Origin of the sequence: Streptomyces spiramyceticus, assembly GCF_028807635.1 — a bacterium.
Lineage (GTDB): Bacteria > Actinomycetota > Actinomycetes > Streptomycetales > Streptomycetaceae > Streptomyces > Streptomyces spiramyceticus.
The window spans coordinates 1-19907 of sequence record NZ_JARBAX010000001.1 but is presented as its reverse complement, the minus strand read 5'-3'; the positions used below and the strand labels follow the sequence as shown (position 1 = coordinate 19907).

Below are 19907 nucleotides of genomic sequence, written 5' to 3'. Positions count from 1 at the left end.
CGGCCCCCACCCCAGTCAGGGCCGGCAGTGCTCGCCCGTGCGGCTTGAGGCCGGTAGCGCGGGGCCCTGACGGCCGGTGGTGCGGCCCGCGCCCGGCCGAGACCGGTCGCGTGGGGCCCGCACGCCCGTGAACGCCGGTCGTGCGGGCCTCCTGTGACGGCCCGTGGTGCGCGCCTCGTCCGCCCCGTCAGTCAGCCGACCACGGCCGACCGGGCGGGCGTATGTGCGTGCGTCGCCTCGACGACGTCGTGAGCAGCGCCGTCATGGGGGAACGGTCCGTCGGTCGTCGCCCCGTACACGGGGTAGGAGGACAGCGCCACAACGGGGGAGGGCGGTGCGGGCAGTGTGAACCACACGACCTTCCCGGTGTCGCCCTGCGGGCGTACGCCCCAGCTCTCGCTGAACGCCTCTATCAGAGCGAGCCCGCGCCCGCTCGTTTCACCCGCGTCGGCCGCACGGACCGTGGGCAGACGCGGATCGTGGTCGTGGACGGACACCGTGAGGCGGTCGAGCAGCAGCTCGATCTTCACCGTGCACGTCTTGTCCGGCTCTGCGTGCCGGTGGACGTTGGTCAGCAATTCGGTGACGCCGAGCGCCGCCAGGTCGATCAAGGTATCGAGATGCCAGTAGCGCAATTGCGCCGAGATGATTCTGCGGACCTGACCGATCCGCGACGGCAGGGCCTGGAGCTCCACCGTGCAGTGCCTGCTTGGCTGGCTGATCACGGCTGCGACTCCCCGAAATAGGTCCGGAAGAAGACGAAGAACGGATCCAGCAGTTGCTGGCTGCTGTGTGGTCCGGCGGACTGGATCTCAGCGTCACCGCCGTTGCACCCTGAGTGATGTGAGATCAGGGTGACCCAGGTCATACTGCTCCGCAACTCGCATCACATCAGTCACGTGCACCCCGCGTGTCGCGGGCGCTGCGAATGGCCTCCAGAAGCCGGCCCGCCAGCTCTTCACCCTTCGGGGTGCGCCCGTGCTTCCCCATGATGAGCCGGTACCGGGTTCCGTTGACCGTCGCCACCGTGCTGTCCTCCCCGGCGTACCAGGGTTTCCCCGCACTCACAGAGCCCAGCGGCGCACTGTCGATCTCGCGCCCGTTGCTCGTCAGCAGCACCAGCCTGCCGTCTTTGACCAGCACCTGTCCGGCCTTGGTGAGTGAGCGGGGCCAACGCTCGATCCGTACGCCCGTCGCGCTGAACTCGGGCTCCGCCATGCCACTTCGCCCCCTTCGCGCATAGGTCCTGGGGGGCAGTCTGCACAAACGTGGGCGTACGCACCAGAGCACCTCGCCCATCAACAAGGGATCCCTATGGATGCCCAAAGTCAACGTTTGTGCAGGTGAGAGGCTTAAAGTGGCGGATGGGAGACGTGAGTCCCGAGGTGGAACCAGCTGCCGCGGGGACGCTACGACGAGGAGTGGCCCGCATGAGCACCACTGACCAGGCACGCGCCGGCGACGCCGCCATGGCGACCATCGATGTGGACCGCAGCGATGCGGAGTACCGGGCATGGCTGAAAGAAGCCGTCCGTAAGGTCCAGGCCGACGCCAACCGCTCCGCCGACACGCACCTGCTGCGCTTCCCGCTGCCCGAGCAGTGGGGGATCGACCTGTACCTCAAGGACGAGTCCACCCACCCGACCGGCAGCCTCAAGCACCGGCTCGCCCGCTCGCTCTTCCTGTACGGCCTGTGCAACGGCTGGATCAGACCCGGCAAGCCGGTCATCGAGGCGTCCAGCGGCTCGACCGCCGTCTCCGAGGCGTACTTCGCGAAGCTGATCGGCGTGCCGTTCATCGCCGTGATGCCGCGCACCACCAGCCCCGAGAAGATCCGCCTGATCGAATTCCACGGCGGGCAGTGCCACTTCGTGGACGACTCGCGGAAGATGTACGAAGAGTCGGCCGCCCTCGCGGCCGAGTCCGGCGGGCATTACATGGACCAGTTCACGTACGCGGAACGGGCCACCGACTGGCGCGGCAACAACAACATCGCCGAATCCATCTACCAGCAGCTGAAGTTGGAGCGCTACCCGGAACCGGCCTGGATCGTCGCGACCGCCGGGACCGGCGGCACATCGGCCACCATCGCGCGCTATGTCCACTACATGCAGCACGACACCCGCATCTGCGTCCCCGACCCGGAGAACTCCTGCTTCTTCGACGGCTGGACCCGCCGCGACCCGCTCGCCGCCAGCGACTGCGGCTCGCGCATCGAAGGCATCGGCAGGCCCCGGATGGAGCCCAGCTTCGTGCCCGGCGCGATCGACCGGATGATGAAGGTCCCGGACGCGGCGAGCGTCGCGGCCGTACGCGCGCTCGACAGGGCCATCGGCCGGAAAGCGGGCGGTTCCACCGGTACGGGGCTGTGGAGCGCCCTGAAGATCATCGCCGGGATGGTCGCGGAGGGGCGCAGGGGCAGTGTCGTCACGCTGCTCTGCGACCCGGGCGAGCGCTACCTCGACAAGTACTACTCGGACGCCTGGCTCGCCGAACAGGGCCTGGACATTGCGCCGTACGCTGCTGCGATCGACGAATTCCTGGCCACCGGCGAGTGGAGCTGCTGACCGGTCCCTGCTGACCGGTCCTGCCGAAGGGCTACGGGTGAGGGCTCACGCGGCTGCCGACGCCAGCCGCCGGTCCAGGCTGCGCACCGCGTCCCGGAACGCCCGCCCCAGTCCCGCCCGGCCGACCCGCAACGCCAGCCGCAGCGGCGCGGGACCGTCCGCCGCGAACGTCCACTGCACGCGCGTACCGGTACCAGTACCTGGACCGGCACCAGTCCCGGCCGGAGCGATCCGCCACTCCTCCAACAGGGCACGCAGGCCGGGAGCGTTGGTCTCGTCGACGCGGTACGCGTACCGCTCGCCGGGCTCCGCCGCCAGGATCGTCTCCTGGAAGCGCGTGCCGCCCTTGAGCCGCACCTCGCGCCCCGCGCCACCAGCCGTGGGCCGGGCCAGCGTCACCGCGCCGAACCAGCTGGGCCAGGCATCGACGTCCTCCGCGAGCGCCCGGTACACGGCCTCCGGGGGTGCGGACACCTCGGCGGCGAAGACCAGGCGCAGCGGCGCGGTTTCTACGAAGTCGAGCTCGACAGGGCGGAGTCGGCGTGCCATGGAACCTGCACCCCCAGCGGGTTCGGTGACGGACAGGACAGGACAGGCAGGACAGGCAGGACGGAACAGGGACTGGACCGGGCCGGGCCCGTACACCGTAACTGTCGGACCGTCAGATGTCTGCGGGCTCCGGCTCTGTCTCCTGGGATTCGCCCGCGACCACCAGTCCCGGCAGATGCTCCTCGATCTCCTCGCGGGTCTGCGCGGAGAGCCCGCTGTCCGTGACCAGCGTGTCGACCTCTTCGAGCGTCGCGAACGAACTCAGGCCCACCGTCCCCCACTTGGTGTGATCCGCGACCACGACGACCCGCCGTGCGGACCGCACCAGGCGCCGGTTCGTCTCCGCCTCGGCCAGATTCGGGGTGGAAAGACCCGCCTCGACCGAAATCCCGTGCACTCCGAGGAACAGCACATCGAAGTGGAGCGAGCGGATCGCCTGGTCCGCGACCGGGCCGACGAGTGAGTCCGACGGTGTCCGCACGCCACCGGTGAGCACCACCGTCGCCGCACCGGGCCGCAGCCCACTGCCCGCGCCCGTGCCCGCGCGCTGAGCGGTGTGGAACACATCCGCGACGCGCACCGAGTTGGTCACCACCGTCAGGTCCGGCACCTCCAGCAGATGCTGGGCCAGCGCGTACGTCGTCGTCCCGCCGGACAGCGCGATTGCCGAGCCCGGCGCCGCCATCGCCGCGGCCGCCCGCGCGATGTCCTCCTTGGCGCTCAGTTCGAGACCGGACTTGGCCTCGAAGCCCGGCTCGTGCGTACTCGCCTCGACCACCGGCACAGCGCCGCCGTGGACCTTCTCCACCACACCCTGGCGGGCCAGCGCGTCGAGGTCCCTGCGGACCGTCATGTCGGAGACATTGAGCTTCCTGGTGAGCTCATTGACCCGGACACCGCCGCGCCGTCTTACCTCGTCGAGGATCAGGGCGCGACGCTGCTCGGCGAGCAGGTTCTGATTCTCGGTCACGGGCAGGCCGGTCCTTTCGCGTGGGTGAACTCGGTGCGTGCACTGGGGGTTGCTCATCCTCGCACGGGTGCTCGACGGCCGGACCTCGGGGAGATTCGGTGAGAGCCCTGCGGCAGCCGCCCATGATCCGGGATCCTTGAGCGGCGCCGCCGTGCGCGGAACACGATCCTCCCACCACGAGAGCGAGCCACAGAAGTGCCCCGTGTCACACCGTCCCCCACCGACGGCGGAGCCGCGCTCGAACTGCTGGTCCACGGGGTCGGCGGGACCACCCCCGAGGAGATGCTCGGCGATCCGCGCACGGTCCGCGTAACCGGCGACGAGACCGCCGCCGTATACCGCCGCACGGAGGACGCCGAAGCCGGACTCCACCCGCACGAACCGGCACCGGACGAGCCCCGCGACCGGCCGGTCCCCGAGGCGTACGTCTGGTGCAACCTCACCTCGGGCAACGGCGCCCGCGCCCTGTGGCTACTCCTGCTGCCCTTCATGGTCGCCAATCTCGCGCACTGGATGCAGCCCACCACAGAGGGCCTCAAGAAGACCGTACGCATGTACGGGGTCCTGGTGCGGCTCGTCGCCCTCAGCCTCACCGTGCTGCTGACCGCCGCCGCCTGCGAGGTCGCCCTCGACCTCGCGGCCTGGCAGTGCGCGGGCTCGCCCGGCTGCTCCCGCGACAAGTCCTGGCTCGGCTTCATGTCCACCGCCCACGACGGCTGGTGGAGCCAGCCGGGCCGGCGCCTCGCCCTCGCCGCCCTCGTGCCCGCCGCGCTGACCGGCCTCCTCTGGTACCTGTCCAACCGCACCTGGAGCGCGTACGAGTCCCAGCGCCCCCTGCCGCCCGGCGCCGAGCCCGACCCCGACGAGCCGACCGCCCGTCCCGCCCTCGGCATGCCCGGCTTCTGGTACGGCCGCAGGCTTGTCGCCCGGCTGCGCGCCGCCCACACCGCCGCCGGTTTCCTCACAGTCGCCGCGGCGCTCGCCGGCGCCGGAGCCCGCTACGACCGCCGCGCCTCGGGCCCGCTCCTGGAAACCCTCGGCTGGGTCCTCGAACTGACCCTGCTCGCCGGTGGCGCCGTGGTGGTCTGGGTGGTCTGCCGCAGGGGCCGCAGCGAATCCCGCCTCGACCTGAAGCTCGACCAGGCCGTCGTCGCCTGGCTGCCCGGAGCCGCACTCGCCCTGCTGGCCCTGAGCATGCTGTACGCCGCCTGGTCCCGCCCCGACTGGGTCTCCGGAGGCCGACTCCCGGGCGACCGTACATTCGGGATCATCGCCCTCGGCCAGGGCGGCCTCGTCATCGCCCTCGCCGCAGTCGCCCTGGCCATGTACCGGCGGGCACCCGACGCCCGTACGGTGATGCGCGGACTCGGCGGCCCCGCCGTCGCCATGCTCGCCTGCGCCCTCGGCGGCGTCATGACCGGCGGAGTCGCCCAGCGCGTCGGCGACTGGCTCGACGGCGCGGCCACCCCGGGGGAGGGAGCGGGAGGCGGCTTCGAAGGCCCACCGGTACTGCTCACCTGGCAGGCGTCGGTCATCCCGCCCCTGCTGGTCGTCCTGCTGGCACTGGGCGCCTTCCTCGCCGTACGCACCTGGCGGGTGCGCCGCGCACTGACCGGCGAGGTCGAGGCGGACTACCCGGACGCGGAGCCCGACTCCGTCCGCACCCGCCGTATAGCGGGGACCCGCGCCAGGGCCGCCCTCACCGACTCGGCGCCCTCCATCGTCGGCATTACGGCGGGCACCACACTGCTGCTGGGCGCGGCCGCAGTCGTCGGCGCCTGGGGGACGGGGGAAGTGCCGGGCAGGGCCGCCGAGGGGGCGTACGCCTTCATCGCGTCGGCGGCCCAGACCGCGCAGGCCCTCGGCTCGTGGCTGATCGGCTTCGGTTTCATACTGTTCGTCACCTGGGGCCGCCGCGCGTACCGTGACGCCGCGGCCCGCCGCACCATCGGCATCCTCTGGGACGTTGGCACCTTCTGGCCGCGCGCGGCGCACCCCTTCGCGCCCCCCTGCTACGCCGAGCGCGCCGTCCCCGACCTCACCTGGCGCATGGCCACGTGGACCGACCGCACCGGCGGACGGCTCGTCATCTCCGGCCACTCGCAGGGCAGCGTCCTGTCGGCGGCCGCGGTCTGGCAACTGCCCCTGCGCACCCGGCGCCGGGTCGCCCTGCTCACGTACGGATCACCGCTGGAGCGGCTGTACGGACGCTGGTTCCCCGCGTACTTCGGCCCCGCCTGCCTGGAGGCCCTGAGCGACGAGGTGCACTGCTGGCGGAACCTGTGGCGGCCCACCGACCCGATCGGCGGCCCGGTGCGCGTCACGGGCGGCGGCCAGGAGCCCGAGGTGGACCGGGCCGCGCTCAAGGACCCGCTCGCCTACGGGCGTACCCGCGAACAGCCGCTGCCCGCCCCCGTACTGGGGCACTCCGACTACCAGGCCGACCCCGAATTCGACCGGGAGAGGACCGCACTGCTCGACCGGCTGCCACAGCCCGCCCTGCCCAGGCAGCGGCCGGACTCCCCGCAGGATCAGGGCAGTTCGGGCAGGTCCTCGGGGTAGAGCAGGGTCAGGTCGTCCGTGTTCATCTCGGTGAGCTGGGCGACCCGGCCCGCGTGCCGCTCAACCATCGACTCGAAGGTCTGGCGGGCGGTACGGCCGTTGCCGAAGGCCGGGCCCTTGGGCAGCTCCGTGAAGTACTTCAGCAGCGCCTCGGCCGTGCCCGCACCCAGCCGGTACTCGTGCTCCTCCGCCTGTTGCTCCACGATCCGCAGCAGCTCGTCGGGTTCGTAGTCGGAGAACCTGATGGTCCGTGAGAAGCGCGATGCCACACCCGGGTTGACGGACAGGAAGCGCTCCATCTCCGCCGTGTACCCGGCGACGATCACAACCACCGCCTCCCGGTGGTCCTCCATCAGCTTCACCAGCGTGTCGATGGCCTCACGTCCGAAGTCGCGCCCCGAGTCCTCGGGGGACAGCGCGTACGCCTCGTCGATGAACAGCACACCGCCGCGCGCACGGTCGAAGGCCTCCTGCGTGCGGATGGCCGTCGAGCCGATGTGCTCGCCGACCAGGTCCACCCGGGACACCTCGACGAGATGACCGCGCTCCAGGACCGCGAGCGAGGCCAGGATCTCGCCGTACAGCCGTGCCACCGTGGTCTTTCCGGTGCCGGGGGAGCCGGTGAAGACCAGATGGCGCCGGACCGACGCGGCCTTGAGCCCGGCCTCCTGGCGGCGGCGGCCGATCTCGATCATGTCGGTGAGGGCGCGCACCTCGCGCTTGACGCTCTCCAGGCCCACCAGCGCGTCGAGTTCACCGAGGACAGCCTTCGACGAGCGTGCAGGGGCGGCCTCGTGCGCGGGGACGGGCGCCGTGGGATGCTCGGCGCGCGGGCCCGGGATCGCGCTCAGCAGCCCGGCGGACTGCGTCGCGGGCAGCACGGCCGGGGCGGTGGCCTCCTGGGCCGTCGACCGTACGCCGCTCTCGTCGCTGGTGCAGTCCTCGACGACCGGTCCGTCCTCGGCGAACTCGTAACCGCCGCGCGCACAACGCTCCGTACGGCAGCGGGTCAGCGTCGTGCGGCAGCCGTCGATCACATGGAAGCCGTAGCCGCTGCTGCCCTTCACCCGGCAGTTGTGGAAGGTGCCGCGGCCCTCGGCGGAGACGTAGAAACCCGCCTCGGCGGGCGAGGTGACCGTGCAGCGCTCGATGCGGGGATCGGCGCCCTTGGTGACGATGACTCCGGTCTGCGCCGCGTCGATGGTGCAGCCGGAGAGCGTGCCGCCGCTGCCGTGGTCGCGGAACCAGGCTCCGGTCGACGCCTCGCGGATCCGGCAGTCGTCGAGCTGCGCGGTCGCGCCGTCGCTCACGGACACCGCCGTATTGCGCACCTGGGACAGGTCGCTGTCGACGACGTCGACACGCGAACCGCGGTCGAGGACGAAGAGCGCGTCGGGGACGTCGTGGACCCGGCAGGCTTCGAGGACGGCGGTCGCGCCGTCGCTGATCCAGACCGCCGGATAGTCGCCCGTACTGTCGTGGATCTCGCACTGGTTGGCGTCAACCCGCGTGCCCGGGTCCCAGACGGACAGGCCGTTGCGGCCGAAGCGGCGGACCGTGGAACGGGTGAGGGTGAGGACCGCGCGGGAGCGCAGATCGATCGCGTTCTCCGGAATGTCGTGGATATCGCAGTCGGAGAGCGTCAGCACGGCGTCGGTGTCGAGCGTGATGCCGTCGGCCGAAGTGCGGTGCACCGTGCAGTCGGTGAGATGCGCGGCGGCGCGCGCGGTGATCTGCACGCCGGTGCCCTTGATCTCGTACACCTCGCACCCGACGGCCTCCAGGCCGCTGCCCTCGCCGGTGACGGACAGGCCGGCGCCCGAGGTGCGATGGATCCGGCAGCGCTCCAGGCGCGGGTGCGCCCCGCCGCGGACCGAGACGCCCGACTGGCCCGCCGCGACCACCTCGCACTCCTCGAACACCCCGCCCGCGCCCTCCAGTACGCCGATGCCGACACCCGCCGGATTGTCGACGGTGCAGCGGCGCACCGTCGGCCGGGCCGCGCCGCGCACCTCTATGCCGACGGCGGAGCGCGTCACGATCCGCAGATCGACGAGCTCGGGGGTGCCGTCCTCGACGAGCAGGGCGGGGGCGGCGGTGTCCTGGCCCTCGACGTACAGGTCCTGGACCACGGCGGAGGCGCGCACGGTCAGCGCCACACCGTCGGAGGGCGCGATACGGACCGAGCCGACGGTGCCCTCGGGCCCGCGCAGGGTCACGGCGCGCTCGACGACAAGGTTTTCCCGGTACGTACCGGGAGCGACGGTGAGGACGTCACCGTCTCCCGCGGCCTCCAGGGCTGCGGCGAGGGAGGCGTACTCGCCTGTGCGGCGCCGCCACCGCGATGTGCCGGTGTGCGTCACCTGGACCGTGCCCTGTGCCATGGCGTTGTTGTGCCCCCACCTTGTGCCGACGATCTGGTCGGTCCACCGTAGCGCGCGCGGCGACGGGGAGTTGACAGGTCAGTGGTGCTTGGGAGGCCCGCCTCTCAACTGCCCGCGCCCGTGCGCCCCCAGTCGGGACCCACTTCGGCCCACGCCTCGTCGAGGCGGGCGTACCGCCGCTGCGTGAGGCGCCATACGACCAGGCGCCTGCCGCCTTCGACGAGCCCCGCGGTGGCCGCTCCCGCGCCGAGGCCCGCGAGAGCGGCGTGGGCGGAGGCCGTGGCACTGTCCAGCGGGCGCTGGACGGACCGCCCCTGCGCGTCTGTCCATATCCGGAACCGGTCGCCCGGCCGCGGGGACCGCTCGGTCATGAGGACCGTCCCGGTGTGCCGGCTTCCGTCGTACGCCGTCCAGTTGGCGACGACCCGGGTGTGCGCAGCGCGCTCCGAGGAGATTTCGGGGTCGGGGACAGCGGCGGGGGACGGTGCGGCACGTACGACGACGGCCGTCGCCGGGTGGCGCTGCTCGTGCTGGATGCGTACCGACCGGTGCAGCGACTCGCCGGTGAGCGAACCGCAGATCCAGCCCACGGCCGGGGCGGCCACAGCGATGAGCAGCACGGCGGCGAATGCCACCCATGCCTCGACGAGATCGGTCGGGCGGCACAGGGGACTGTGCCTCCGGCGCCAGACGCCGACTGCCGTTCGCACGGTCCCGCACCCCCCTCCGCGTCCGTCCCTTCAACGCGCCTGCCGCCCCGGCGGGTTCCCGGGTGGTGGGAGGTTATTCGAGTATCTCCACCGGATCGCCGACGCGGATGGTCCCGGTGTTCTCAGGCACCAGATTCTGACCGAAAAGCAGCTTGTCGCCCGAGCGCCGGTGCCTGGCGAGCGTGCGCAGCGGCTCTTTGCCGCGCTCCGCCGTCCGCTGGTCGGTGGTCGTGACGACACAGCGGCCGCAGGGCTTGGCCACCCGGAAGCTGACCTCGCCGATCGCGATCCGCTTCCAGCCGTCCTCGACCCACGGCGCGGCTCCGTCCACTACCGCGTTCGGCCGGAACCGGCTCATCGGCAGCGGACCCTCGTCGGCATGGTCGCCCTGGGCTATCAGGGAGTTGAGGGCGTCGAGCGAGGCGAGTGTGGTGACCAGCAGGGGATAGCCGTCGGCGAGACTGACGGTCTCGCCCGGCTTCGCGTAATCCGGATCGATGGCACGGCGGCTCGACGGATCGTCGAGATGGACGAGCCGCACCTCGGTGCCCAGATAGTCGCTGAACCAGGCGTGCGCCCCCGCAGCCGCCTCTACAGCTTCGACCTTGTCCTTCCAGATCTCCACACACGTGGTGCCCGCGGGCTCGGGCACGGCAACGGTGAGGGTCTCCCGCCCGGGCGCGGACAGCCGGATCCCGCCGTCCGGCAGCGGCTCGGCGCGCGCCATCGCCAGGTTCGGCTGGGGTCGTTGGGTGACCACCTTGCCGTCCGGGTGGACCAGCATCCATCTGCGGTCCCCGGCCGGCCCCCAGGGCTCGACCTTCACCTCACCCGGCGCGCACCCTGCCAGCGACTTGACCGGATAGACATGGACCGCATGGAGAACTGGATTCGGCATGCGGTCAATCCTGCCAGCCAGGTCTGACATCCGTGCGGCCGGTCAGTACCCCCGGCCCTGGTACTGACGGTTGTACGGGTCCTCGTACGGCCCGGCCGCCGGTACAGGACGCTGCGCCGCGGGGCGCATCGCCTCGTATCCGGTGGCAGCCGCCTGGCGGGGCTGCTGCTGCGGACCGGGGTAGCCGTAGCCGCGCGGGGCCGCGGCCTGCTGTGGGATGTACGGCGCGGGCGCGTGCTGCAGGGGCATCGGCTGGGGCGCCGCCTGCTGCGGGTACCCGTACGAACCCTGCGAGCCGTATGAACCCTGCGAACCGTACGAAGGGGCGTACTGGGAAGGCGCGGACGGGAGGGCGGGGAGCGCCGCCGGGAGTGCCGGCAGATAGCTGTTCCCGGTGTCGTACGCGGAGGGCACCCGGATAGGAGCAATCTGGGGCGTGCCTCGTTCTGCGACCAGGGAGTCGTAGATCGGGGTGTCCGGGAAGGACGGGGCGGAGTAGTAACCGCCGCCGTAGGTGGCGCGGGGGGACGTCATGGCACCTAAGTTAAGCCGAAGATGTTCTGGTTGGGGAGCCCGATAAGAGGGTTGTTTTACATGCTGCGAGTGACTGCGGATCCCTAATCCGAGCGAACTTGGCAAAATCGGTCGGCGCGCGGCGTTCGGATCGTGTAAAGACCGCCCTGGCCATGGGTTACCCGTGGTCGCGGGCGATCTTGAAACGGTCGCCGTGACGTCTGTGGAACGCTGGGCAATAGGTTGGCCGTACGGAAATCTTCAGGCACCCGGACTTGAGACGCCGGGACTCGCGATGGGGGCGAGCATGTCCATGCTAAAAGGAACCAATGTGCCGGTGCCGGCGCCGAGCGTGCGCGTCGAATTGGGATGGCGTTCAGGCCCCGGAGTGCCGGATGTCGACGCCTCCGCCCTGCTGCTGGTGTCCGGAAAGGTCCGCTCCGACGCGGACTTCGTCTTTTACAACCAGCCCGCGCACGCCTCGGGCGCGGTCAGGCACGACGGCAAGACGCCCGCCGGGGGCAGCGTGACCGACACGCTTTCCGTCGACCTGGCGAGCGTGGAGCCCGCCGTCGAGACCGTAGTCGTGGCGGCATCGGCGGACGGCGGCAACTTCGGGCAGGTGCCGGGACTTTACGTACGAATCCTGGACATGGCGAACGGCGCGGAGCTCGCGCGCTTCGACAGCCAGGACGCCGCCGTCGAAACGGCCTTCGTCCTCGGCGAGCTCTACCGGCGCCAGGGTGCGTGGAAGTTCCGCGCGGTGGGACAGGGCTACGACAGCGGCCTGGAAGGCCTGGCCAGGGACTTCGGCATCAGCGTCGACGAGCCCCAGCAGCCGGCCCGGGCCCAGGCTCCCGCCCAGGCCCCGGCCCAGCCGCTCCAGGCCCCGCCGCCCCAGCCAACCCAGGCTCCTCCGGCCGCCGCCACCCCCGTACGCCTCACCAAGATCACGCTCACCAAGGAAGCCCCGTCCGTCTCCCTCGCCAAGCAGGGCGGCACCACCGGCACCATGCGCGTGAACCTCAACTGGGAGGTGCGCAAGCAGTTCAAGGGCTGGGGCGCCAAGCTCGGCAGGGCCGTCGCCATGCACAGCGACCTCGACCTCGATCTGTGCGCCCTCTACGAACTCACCGACGGCCGCAAGGGAGTCGTCCAGGCCCTCGGCAACGCCTTCGGCTCGCTGCACCAGCCGCCGTACATCCACCTCGACGGCGACGACCGCACCGGAGCCGTCAGCACCGGCGAGAACCTGACCATCAACCTCGACCACAAGGACAAGCTCCGCCGCGTCATCATCTTCGTCGCCGTGTACGAAGGCGCCCGCTCGTTCGCCGATCTGCACGCCACGGTCACGCTCCAGCCGCAGCACGGAGCACCCATCGACTTCTCCCTCGACGAGTGCACCGTGCCGTCGACCGTCGCCTCGCTCGCCCTCATCACCAACGAGGACGGAGACCTGACCGTGCGCCGCGAAGCCCGCTATCTCGTACCGGAACGCGGCGTCAGCCCCCAGCGCACCATCGACTACGCCTACGGCTGGGGCATGAACTGGACCCCCGGCAGGAAGTGACGTCTCAACGCTCCGGTCAACGCTCCGGCGCGGCCTCGGGACGGGAGTACGTACGCCCCTTCCAGGCCGCGCCTCGCCCGCGGTAGTGCTGCACGGCGGAATCGACGGTCATCAGCAGATACAGAACCGCCGTGAACGGCAGCAGCAGAGCCGTCCACAGCGGCTGCCCGTAGTAGTGGAGCATCGGCAGGTACGTCGCTGTCATTACCGCCCACGCCAGGCCGCCCGCCCAGGCCGTGATCCCGTCAACCGACAGCAGACCGGCGCAAAGCGTGACCGGGGGCGCGAGATACACCAGCGCGAGCCCCACGACTGTCCCGGCGAGCAGCGGCGGGCTGTACAGCAGCTGGGCGTACGCGCTGCGCGACACCATCCGCCACAGGTCGCCGAGCCGGGGACAGGGGCGCACGCTGTCCACGCCCTCCGCGAGCCCCAGCCAGATCCTGCCCCCACTGCGCTGGACAGCCCGGGCAAGTGACACGTCGTCGATCACCGCGTGGTGGATGGAGTCCGGGACCCGCGCCCGCACCGCGGCCTCGGTCCGCAGCAGCACACAGCCGCCGGCGGCCGCCGCCGTCCGCGCACCCGCCCTGTTCACCCACCGGAAGGGGTAGAGCTGCGAGAAGAAGTAGACGAAGGCCGGTACGACCAGCCGCTCCCACTCGCTGACAACACGCAGCCGCGCCATCTGGGAGACCAGGTCGAGGCCGTTCGTGCGGGCGGCCGCCACCAGCTCGCGCAGACTGTCCGGATCGTGCGCGATGTCGGCGTCCGTCAGCAGCAGATACTCGGGCTCCGGACACCCGGGCTCGCGCGTGCGGGCCAGCGCGATGCCGTGCCTCAGCGCCCAGAGCTTCCCGGTCCAGCCTGGCTCGGGCTCGCCGGGGGAGACCACGGTCAGTGGAAGCCCGCCGTGCCGGGCGGCCAGCTCGCGGGCCAGCGCGCCCGTACCGTCCTGGCTGCCGTCGTCGACGAGGAAGATCTCCGCCCGTCCGGGATAGTCCTGCGCGAGGAGCGAAGGCAGGCTCGACGGGAGCACCTCGGCCTCGTCGCGCGCAGGTACGACAACGGCGACATCCGGCCATGGGCCGGGCGGACGGTCCGGCTCGGCGCGCTGCGGAAGCCGCTGATCCGTACGCCAGAAGAACCCCTGGCCCAGCAGCAGCCACACCCACGCGGCCAGTGATCCCACAGCAATCCACGCAATGGCGCTCATCCGCCGAAGTCTGCCCCACCCCGGCCGGGGTGGGAGGGCGGTCGACTATGGTGACCGGGTGAAGATCGCGCTCATGGACTCGGGAATCGGCTTGCTGGCAGCGGCCGCCGCTGTACGCCGGTTGCGGCCCGACGCCGCTCTGGTCCTCTCCTCCGCCCCCGACACCATGCCGTGGGGGCCACATATGCCCGCCGAGGTCACCGCACGCGCGCTCGCCGTGGCACGCGCCGCTGCCGCGCACCGGCCGGACGCACTGATCGTGGCCTGCAACACCGCTTCCGTGCACGCTCTGCCCGCGCTCCGCGCAGAGCTGGAGCCCGGGATTCCGGTCATCGGCACCGTGCCCGCGATCAAGCCGGCCGCCGCGGCCGGCGGACCCGTCGCCATCTGGGCCACTCCCGCCACCACGGGCAGCCCCTACCAGCGCGCCCTCATCCGTGACTTCGCCGACGGCGTCACCGTCACCGAGGTGCCCTGTCCCGGTCTCGCCGACGCGGTGGAGCACGCCGACGAGGAGGCCATCGACCTGGCCGTCGCAGCGGCAGCCGCCCTCACGCCGGCCGATGTAAGGGCCGTCGTCCTGGGCTGTACCCATTACGAACTCGTCGCCGAGCGCATCCGCGCCGCAGTCCAGCCGCCCGGCGCACCCCCCGTGGTGCTGCACGGCTCCGCCGGAGCCGTCGCCGCGCAGGCACTGCGCCGTATCGGGGCGCAGCCCGCCACCGCGGCCACGCCCGGCGGCGGGCTCACCGTGCTGCTCGGCGGAAGCGACTCCGCGCTGCCGGGACCGGCCCTCGCGTACGCCGAAGGCAGGCTGCTGGAGGCCGTCAGCACCGTTCGCTGACCTGGGCCCGGCGCAGCACTGCCCGGAACGCTGAACGTGAGTACGCTGCTACGCATGAGGGACCACCCCAACGGCGACGGGCCTGCCGTGAAGCCCGCTCTCCCGATCTGGACCGGTCGCGCGACCAACCGCGCACAGTGGCTGCTCGCCTCTGCGGGCGCCGCCTGTCTGGCCGTCGGCATCAGACTGGCCGTCGACGCCTCGTGGACGAACGTCCCACTGGTGATGACTATCGTCGGCCTCCTCGCGGTGGGCGTGCTCATGCTCTTCGGGACCCTGGCTTTCGTCCATGTGGCGGTCAAGGTCTACAGCGATGCGGTCGAGGTGCGCTGCGGCCACTTGGGTCTGCCCCGTCGGCGTATCCGGCTCGACCATGTGGCGGGCGCCGAATTCGCCCCGAGCCTCACACCCCGGCACTGGGGCGGCTGGGGCTACCGCTGGCGTCCCGACCTGGGGGTCGGCATGATCGTCCGTGAAGGCGAGGGTGTCATCCTCAAGCTCGGGGACGGCGGGACCTTCTCGGTGACCGTGGACGATGCCCAGACCGCGGTACGGGTCATCCGCGGCCGGCTGGGCCTCGGCACCACAGGCAAAACTGCCGGAGCCTGATCCCCCGGACGGACGTACCTTGACAGACCTGTAAGAAACAGACCCGTAAGAAACAGACCTGTAAGAACCTGTACGCCCCTACGTCTGACGGCTGCGCGGCCGCGCCCCCGCCCCGGATGCGGCGACCGTATCCGCCCCGTCCTCGCCCAGCCGGCGCGCGGTCGCCAGACCGGCCAGCAGACCGGCGCCCGCCGTCACCTGCGTAAAGCTCAGCGCGTTGCCGATGCCCGCGAGGGCCGCCAGGGCGGTCAGCGCCGCCGCGGCCGTCAGGGCCACCGGTGTGGACCGGGGCGAGCGCCACAGCCCGTACAGCATCCAGGCGAATGCGGCGCCCAGCAGCACGACCCCCGGGATCCCCTGTTCGGCGGCCTGCTGCAACGGCGCCGAGTGGGGTTTGCCGTCGGAGCCGGGCGTCTGCCGGGCGGTCGGGCTCAGCCTGCCGAACCGGTCGGGGCCCGTGCCGCGCGCCGGATTCTCCTTGGCCAGAGCGATCGCGTCCCGCCACAGCAGCACCCGGTTCGTGGTCAGCCGACCCTCCAGCGAGACGGTCAGCCCGTCGGGCAGCGCGTCCTCCGCCACCGCCCATGAACCCCCCACCACGAGCCCCGCCGCCAGCGCCAGCCCCGCCAGCCCCGCCGCCCTGCGATGCGCCCGGCCCGCCGCGAGGGAACAGAGGAGTACGCCGAGCGCCGCCGCGAACCCGGCGGCGGAGCCGAGCAGCAGCGCCGTGACCGCGATGCCGAGGGCCAGCAGCCGAAGCCCCAGCCGCAGCGGATACGGCCGCGCCGCCCAGGCCGCACAGCACGCGGCGCCCGAGGCCAGAGCCAGCAGCGCGGCGGTCGCGCCGGTACTCCCGGGAACGGTGACGGCGTCCGCGCCGGCCATTCCGGATGCGGGCTGCGAGGCGCCGGCCAGGCCGAGTGCGGCGAGGGAAGCGGCCGACGCGGCGGCGACCGGCAGCAGTGAGCCGCAGATCCGGCCGCACGCATAAGCCCCGGCGACGGCCAGCACGGCGAGCAGGACGCCCTCGGGCCTGGCGTCCCGGCCCGTGGCGGCGATCAGCGGCCAGACGGCGCAGCCGCCCAGGATCACGACGCCGGCGGCATCGGTGATGCCGCCGCGTTCGCGCGCGACGGACCGTACGGCCGGTGCGGCCATCCCCGTCGACCCCCCGACATGTGACGGGCCCCGTTCACCGCGGCTGGATCGGGCCGGGCGGCAGGGACTGGCGCACACCGTAACGGTAGGGACACGGGTTTGTGTACGGATTGCGCAGGAACGTTGCCTCAGCCGCCGTGACCGGACTCCCGGTGCCCCGCCCGGCCACCGTAGACTCCCCGGCGTGAGCGCCACCCGCACCGCCGTAGACGAGCCGGCACAGCTGGCCCCGCAGTCCGCCCCCACCCACCGCGGGAGAACAATGCTGCGTCGGCTCGTGGCTGCGTCGGCCGCCGCACTGTCCGGCCTGCTCCTGTACGCGAGCTTCCCGCCCCGCCCGCTCTGGTGGCTGGTACTGCCCGGCTTCGCCCTGCTCGCCTGGTGCCTGTACGGGCGAGGCCTGCGGGCCGCGTTCGGACTCGGCTACCTGGCCGGGCTCGGCTTCCTCCTTCCCCTCCTTGTCTGGACGGGCGAAGAGGTCGGCCCGGGACCGTGGCTGGCGCTCGCCGCAGTGGAGGCGGTCTTCGTCGCACTGTGCTGTGTGGGCATCGCCGCCGTGACCCGGCTGGCGGCCTGGCCGCTGTGGGCCGCCGCGGTGTGGGTCCTGGGCGAGGCGGTCCGCGCCCGGGTGCCCTTCGGCGGTTTCCCCTGGGGCAAGATCGCCTTCGGCCAGGCGGACAGCGCCTTCCTGCCGCTCGCGGCGCTGGGCGGCACCCCCCTACTCGGGTTCGCGGTCGCCCTGTGCGGCTTCGGCCTCTACGAACTGGTGCGCCAGGCCCGTACGTACCGGAGCACCGGTCAACTGCCCCGCCGGACCGCCGCCCTCGCGGCGCTGACCGTCCTCGTCCCCGTGACGGCGGCCCTCGCCGCGCGCCCGCTGGTCACCGACACGGCCGAGGACGGGACCGCCACCGCAGCGGTGATCCAGGGCAATGTGCCGCGCATGGGACTCGACTTCAACGCCCAGCGCCGCGCGGTCCTCGACAACCACGCGCGGCGTACGGTCGAGCTCGCCGACGACGTCAAGGCGGGCAAGGAGGCGAAGCCGGACTTCGTCCTGTGGCCGGAGAACTCCTCGGACATCGACCCCTACCGCAACGCCGACGGCCGCTCGGTCATCGACAACGCGGCCAAGGCCATCGGCGTGCCGATCGCCGTCGGCGCGGTCGTCGCCCCAGACACCGGGCCGCTGCGCAACACGCAGATTCTGTGGGACCCCGAGCGCGGCCCTCAGGACACGTACGACAAGCGGCAGATCCAGCCCTTCGGCGAATACATCCCGCTGCGGCCCGTCGTGCGGTTCTTCAGCGAGAGCTACGTCGACATGGTCCGCCGGGACTTCGGACGCGGCACCAAGCCGGGTGTGTTCGACATGGCCGGCACCAAAGTGGGCCTGGCCACCTGCTACGAGGCGGCCTTCGACTGGGCGGTGCGGGACGCCGTCATGGGCGGCGCCCAGGTCATCTCGGTGCCCAGCAACAACGCCACCTTCGGGCGCAGCGAGATGACGTACCAGCAGCTGGCGATGGACCGGGTCCGTGCCGTCGAGCACGGCAGGGCCGTCCTCGTTCCCGTCACCAGCGGGGTCAGCGCCGTCATCCAGCCGGACGGCGACGTCGTGCAGAAGTCGCAGATCTTCACGCCCGACGCGCTGGTCGCCGAGGTGCCGCTGCGCTCCTCGCTGACGCCCGCGACGCGCCTCGGCACGATCCCCGAAGGGGCACTGGCACTGCTCGCCGGGGCCGGTCTCGGCTGGGCCGTCCTGCTCGGGGCACGGGCCCGTCGGCGTACGTCCGCATGACGGACGGGCCGTTAGGGTCGGGCCATGTCAACCCCTGAGTTCATCCGCGAGATCCGTGCCACCGCAGGCCACCAGCTCCTCTTCCTGCCGGGCGTCAGCGCCATCGTCTTCGACGACGAGGGGAGAGTGCTGCTGGGGCGTCGCGCCGACACCGGCAAATGGTCGGTCATCGGCGGGATTCCGGAGCCGGGGGAGCAGCCTGCGGCGACCGCCGAGCGCGAGGTGTACGAGGAGACGGCCGTACGGTGCGTGGCCGAGCGGGTCGTCCTCGTCCAGGGGCTCCAGCCGGTCCAGTACTCGAACGGCGACCAGTGCCAGTACATGGACATCACCTTTCGGTGCCGGGCCGTCGGCGGTGAGGCGCGCGTCAACGACGACGAGTCGCTGGAAGTCGGCTGGTTCTCGGTGGACGCACTCCCGGAACTCCACGAGTTCGGGTACCTGAGGATCAAGCAGGCGCTCACCGACGCACCCACATGGTTCGAGCCCACCCCCCAGCCCTGAAGTATGGGTGCTGGCCACATGGGTCGTGCGCGGAGCGCTGCCTAGGGTCGTGGGCATGACCGCGCCCACCACACCCCCACGCCATGCCGCAGCACTCGACCTCGGCGGCCGTACCGCGCTCGTCACCGGCGCGGCGGGCGGCATCGGCCGCGCCTGCGCGCTGCGGCTCGCAGCCGCCGGAGCCAAGGTCAGAGCGGTGGACCGGGACGCGGCGGGGCTCGACGCCCTCGTCGGGCAGGCGGCGGGACTTGCGGGCCTGACGGGCGCCGTGGAAGCGCACCCCCTCGACCTCACCGACCTCGACGCGGCCGAGCAGGCGGCGGCCGGCACGGACATCCTCGTCAACAACGCCGGGCTGCAACTGGTCCGCCCCATCGAGGCATTCCCGCCCGACGTCTTCCACACCGTCCTCACCGTGATGCTCGAAGCGCCGTTCCGGCTGATCAGGGGTGCGCTGCCGCACATGTACGGGCAGCGGTGGGGCCGTATCGTCAATATCTCCTCCGTGCACGGACTGCGTGCCTCCGCGTACAAATCGGCGTACGTCGCGGCCAAGCACGGCCTCGAAGGGCTCTCCAAGACCGCCGCTCTCGAAGGCGCCGAGCACGGCGTCACATCGAACTGCGTCAGCCCCGGCTACGTCCGCACCCCGCTCGTCGAGCGCCAGCTCGCCGATCAGGCGGCCGCCCACGGACTGCCGGAGGAACGCGTCCTGGCCGACGTCCTGCTCCAGGACTCCGCGCTGAAGCGCCTGATCGAACCGGACGAGGTCGCCGAAGCGGTCGCCTACCTGTGCGGCGCCCAGGCGTCGTTCATCACCGGAATTTCACTGCCCCTCGACGGCGGCTGGACCGCTCACTAGCTGGTTGAGTGTGCCCATGTCCCCCGATCAACCCGCCCGCCCCGATCAACCCGACCGCCCGGATCATCCCGGTCATCCCGCTCGTCGCGATCGCCCGCAGAGCAGCAGCGAAGCGCCGTACCTGGAGCTCCTCGCGCGCGGGGCCGCCCCCGACGCCTACGAGCGGCCCGTAACCTGGCGCGACCTG

Annotated in this window: 18 protein-coding genes; 8 read left to right on the top strand and 10 right to left on the bottom strand. The window is 71.7% G+C overall.

The features are described 5' to 3' along the window. Positions 1-191 precede the first annotated feature (191 nt). Positions 192-725 carry an ATP-binding protein gene (locus PXH83_RS00090; protein WP_274555222.1) on the bottom strand — a complete coding sequence of 178 codons (534 nt, stop codon included), beginning with the start codon at positions 723-725 and terminating at the stop codon, positions 192-194. Positions 726-891: 166 nt separating this feature from the next. Next, positions 892-1218, bottom strand: coding sequence for a hypothetical protein (locus tag PXH83_RS00085; RefSeq protein ID WP_214922926.1), 327 nt, complete (start codon positions 1216-1218; stop codon positions 892-894). 212 nt (positions 1219-1430) lie between these two features. Here PXH83_RS00085 and cds1 point away from each other — a divergent pair, with 212 nt between their 5' ends. Continuing rightward, positions 1431-2567, top strand: coding sequence for an L-cysteine desulfhydrase Cds1 (gene cds1, locus PXH83_RS00080; protein WP_274555218.1), 1137 nt, complete (start codon positions 1431-1433; stop codon positions 2565-2567). Between the two features lie 45 nt (positions 2568-2612). Here the strand turns inward: cds1 and PXH83_RS00075 are convergent, their stop codons facing one another. Then, on the bottom strand, positions 2613-3116 hold the full coding sequence (locus tag PXH83_RS00075; RefSeq protein WP_274555216.1) for an SRPBCC family protein: 504 nt from the start codon (positions 3114-3116) through the stop codon (positions 2613-2615). 112 nt (positions 3117-3228) lie between these two features. Further along, positions 3229-4086, bottom strand: a complete 858-nt coding sequence (locus PXH83_RS00070; RefSeq protein ID WP_274555213.1) for a DeoR/GlpR family DNA-binding transcription regulator — start codon at positions 4084-4086, stop codon at positions 3229-3231. A gap of 195 nt (positions 4087-4281) precedes the next feature. Between PXH83_RS00070 and PXH83_RS00065 the strand changes: the two genes are divergently transcribed. Continuing rightward, complete coding sequence (locus PXH83_RS00065) at positions 4282-6648, top strand: hypothetical protein (RefSeq protein WP_274555211.1); 2367 nt, start codon at positions 4282-4284, stop codon at positions 6646-6648. Here the strand turns inward: PXH83_RS00065 and PXH83_RS00060 are convergent. The 4 genes from PXH83_RS00060 to PXH83_RS00045 form a co-directional block, all read right to left on the bottom strand. After that, positions 6618-9032, bottom strand: coding sequence for a right-handed parallel beta-helix repeat-containing protein (locus tag PXH83_RS00060; protein ID WP_274555209.1), 2415 nt, complete (start codon positions 9030-9032; stop codon positions 6618-6620). The two genes, PXH83_RS00065 and PXH83_RS00060, sit on opposite strands and share 31 nt — an antisense overlap. Positions 9033-9136: 104 nt before the next feature. Next, a complete protein-coding gene (locus PXH83_RS00055) occupies positions 9137-9742 on the bottom strand; it encodes an Rv1733c family protein (protein WP_274555207.1) in 606 nt (201 codons plus the stop codon). Between the two features lie 73 nt (positions 9743-9815). Continuing rightward, the gene (locus tag PXH83_RS00050; RefSeq protein WP_274555205.1) at positions 9816-10640 is read right to left on the bottom strand and encodes an MOSC domain-containing protein; all 825 of its coding nucleotides are present in this window, start codon (positions 10638-10640) and stop codon (positions 9816-9818) included. A 42-nt stretch (positions 10641-10682) separates the two neighbouring features. Further along, positions 10683-11174, bottom strand: a complete 492-nt coding sequence (locus PXH83_RS00045) for a DUF6643 family protein (RefSeq protein WP_214922963.1) — start codon at positions 11172-11174, stop codon at positions 10683-10685. A 286-nt stretch (positions 11175-11460) separates the two neighbouring features. Here PXH83_RS00045 and PXH83_RS00040 point away from each other — a divergent pair, with 286 nt between their 5' ends. Continuing rightward, entirely contained in the window at positions 11461-12726 is a 1266-nt protein-coding gene (locus PXH83_RS00040) for a TerD family protein (RefSeq protein ID WP_274555198.1), read from the top strand. A 16-nt stretch (positions 12727-12742) separates the two neighbouring features. On the opposite strand, the gene PXH83_RS00035 is transcribed toward PXH83_RS00040, so the two are convergent. Further along, on the bottom strand, positions 12743-13942 hold the full coding sequence (locus tag PXH83_RS00035) for a glycosyltransferase (protein WP_274555196.1): 1200 nt from the start codon (positions 13940-13942) through the stop codon (positions 12743-12745). A gap of 58 nt (positions 13943-14000) precedes the next feature. Between PXH83_RS00035 and PXH83_RS00030 the strand changes: the two genes are divergently transcribed. Beyond that, complete coding sequence (locus PXH83_RS00030) at positions 14001-14786, top strand: glutamate racemase (RefSeq protein WP_274555194.1); 786 nt, start codon at positions 14001-14003, stop codon at positions 14784-14786. Positions 14787-14840: 54 nt separating this feature from the next. After that, complete coding sequence (locus PXH83_RS00025) at positions 14841-15395, top strand: hypothetical protein (RefSeq protein ID WP_274555192.1); 555 nt, start codon at positions 14841-14843, stop codon at positions 15393-15395. A 78-nt stretch (positions 15396-15473) separates the two neighbouring features. Here PXH83_RS00025 and PXH83_RS00020 read toward each other — a convergent pair whose 3' ends face one another. Then, on the bottom strand, positions 15474-16553 hold the full coding sequence (locus PXH83_RS00020; RefSeq protein ID WP_274555190.1) for an O-antigen ligase family protein: 1080 nt from the start codon (positions 16551-16553) through the stop codon (positions 15474-15476). 184 nt (positions 16554-16737) lie between these two features. Here PXH83_RS00020 and lnt point away from each other — a divergent pair, with 184 nt between their 5' ends. From lnt to PXH83_RS00005, 3 genes are read left to right on the top strand one after another with little or no spacing between them, the layout of a single operon-like run. Next, entirely contained in the window at positions 16738-18354 is a 1617-nt protein-coding gene (lnt, locus tag PXH83_RS00015; protein WP_274555188.1) for an apolipoprotein N-acyltransferase, read from the top strand. 24 nt (positions 18355-18378) lie between these two features. Further along, the gene (locus PXH83_RS00010) at positions 18379-18858 is read left to right on the top strand and encodes an NUDIX hydrolase (RefSeq protein WP_274555185.1); all 480 of its coding nucleotides are present in this window, start codon (positions 18379-18381) and stop codon (positions 18856-18858) included. Positions 18859-18913: 55 nt separating this feature from the next. Next, positions 18914-19720 carry a 3-hydroxybutyrate dehydrogenase gene (locus PXH83_RS00005; protein ID WP_274555183.1) on the top strand — a complete coding sequence of 269 codons (807 nt, stop codon included), beginning with the start codon at positions 18914-18916 and terminating at the stop codon, positions 19718-19720. The last annotated feature ends 187 nt before the right edge of the window (positions 19721-19907 follow it).

Coding starts and splice junctions, on each gene's coding strand:
- PXH83_RS00085 (WP_214922926.1), bottom strand. CDS start 1,218: ATGGCGGAGCCCGAGTTCAGCGCGACGGGCGTACGGATCGAGCGTTGG.
- cds1 (WP_274555218.1), top strand. CDS start 1,431: ATGAGCACCACTGACCAGGCACGCGCCGGCGACGCCGCCATGGCGACC.
- PXH83_RS00075 (WP_274555216.1), bottom strand. CDS start 3,116: ATGGCACGCCGACTCCGCCCTGTCGAGCTCGACTTCGTAGAAACCGCG.
- PXH83_RS00060 (WP_274555209.1), bottom strand. CDS start 9,032: ATGGCACAGGGCACGGTCCAGGTGACGCACACCGGCACATCGCGGTGG.
- PXH83_RS00050 (WP_274555205.1), bottom strand. CDS start 10,640: ATGCCGAATCCAGTTCTCCATGCGGTCCATGTCTATCCGGTCAAGTCG.
- PXH83_RS00045 (WP_214922963.1), bottom strand. CDS start 11,174: ATGACGTCCCCCCGCGCCACCTACGGCGGCGGTTACTACTCCGCCCCG.
- PXH83_RS00040 (WP_274555198.1), top strand. CDS start 11,461: ATGTCCATGCTAAAAGGAACCAATGTGCCGGTGCCGGCGCCGAGCGTG.
- PXH83_RS00035 (WP_274555196.1), bottom strand. CDS start 13,942: ATGAGCGCCATTGCGTGGATTGCTGTGGGATCACTGGCCGCGTGGGTG.
- PXH83_RS00025 (WP_274555192.1), top strand. CDS start 14,841: ATGAGGGACCACCCCAACGGCGACGGGCCTGCCGTGAAGCCCGCTCTC.
- PXH83_RS00020 (WP_274555190.1), bottom strand. CDS start 16,553: ATGGCCGCACCGGCCGTACGGTCCGTCGCGCGCGAACGCGGCGGCATC.
- PXH83_RS00010 (WP_274555185.1), top strand. CDS start 18,379: ATGTCAACCCCTGAGTTCATCCGCGAGATCCGTGCCACCGCAGGCCAC.
- PXH83_RS00005 (WP_274555183.1), top strand. CDS start 18,914: ATGACCGCGCCCACCACACCCCCACGCCATGCCGCAGCACTCGACCTC.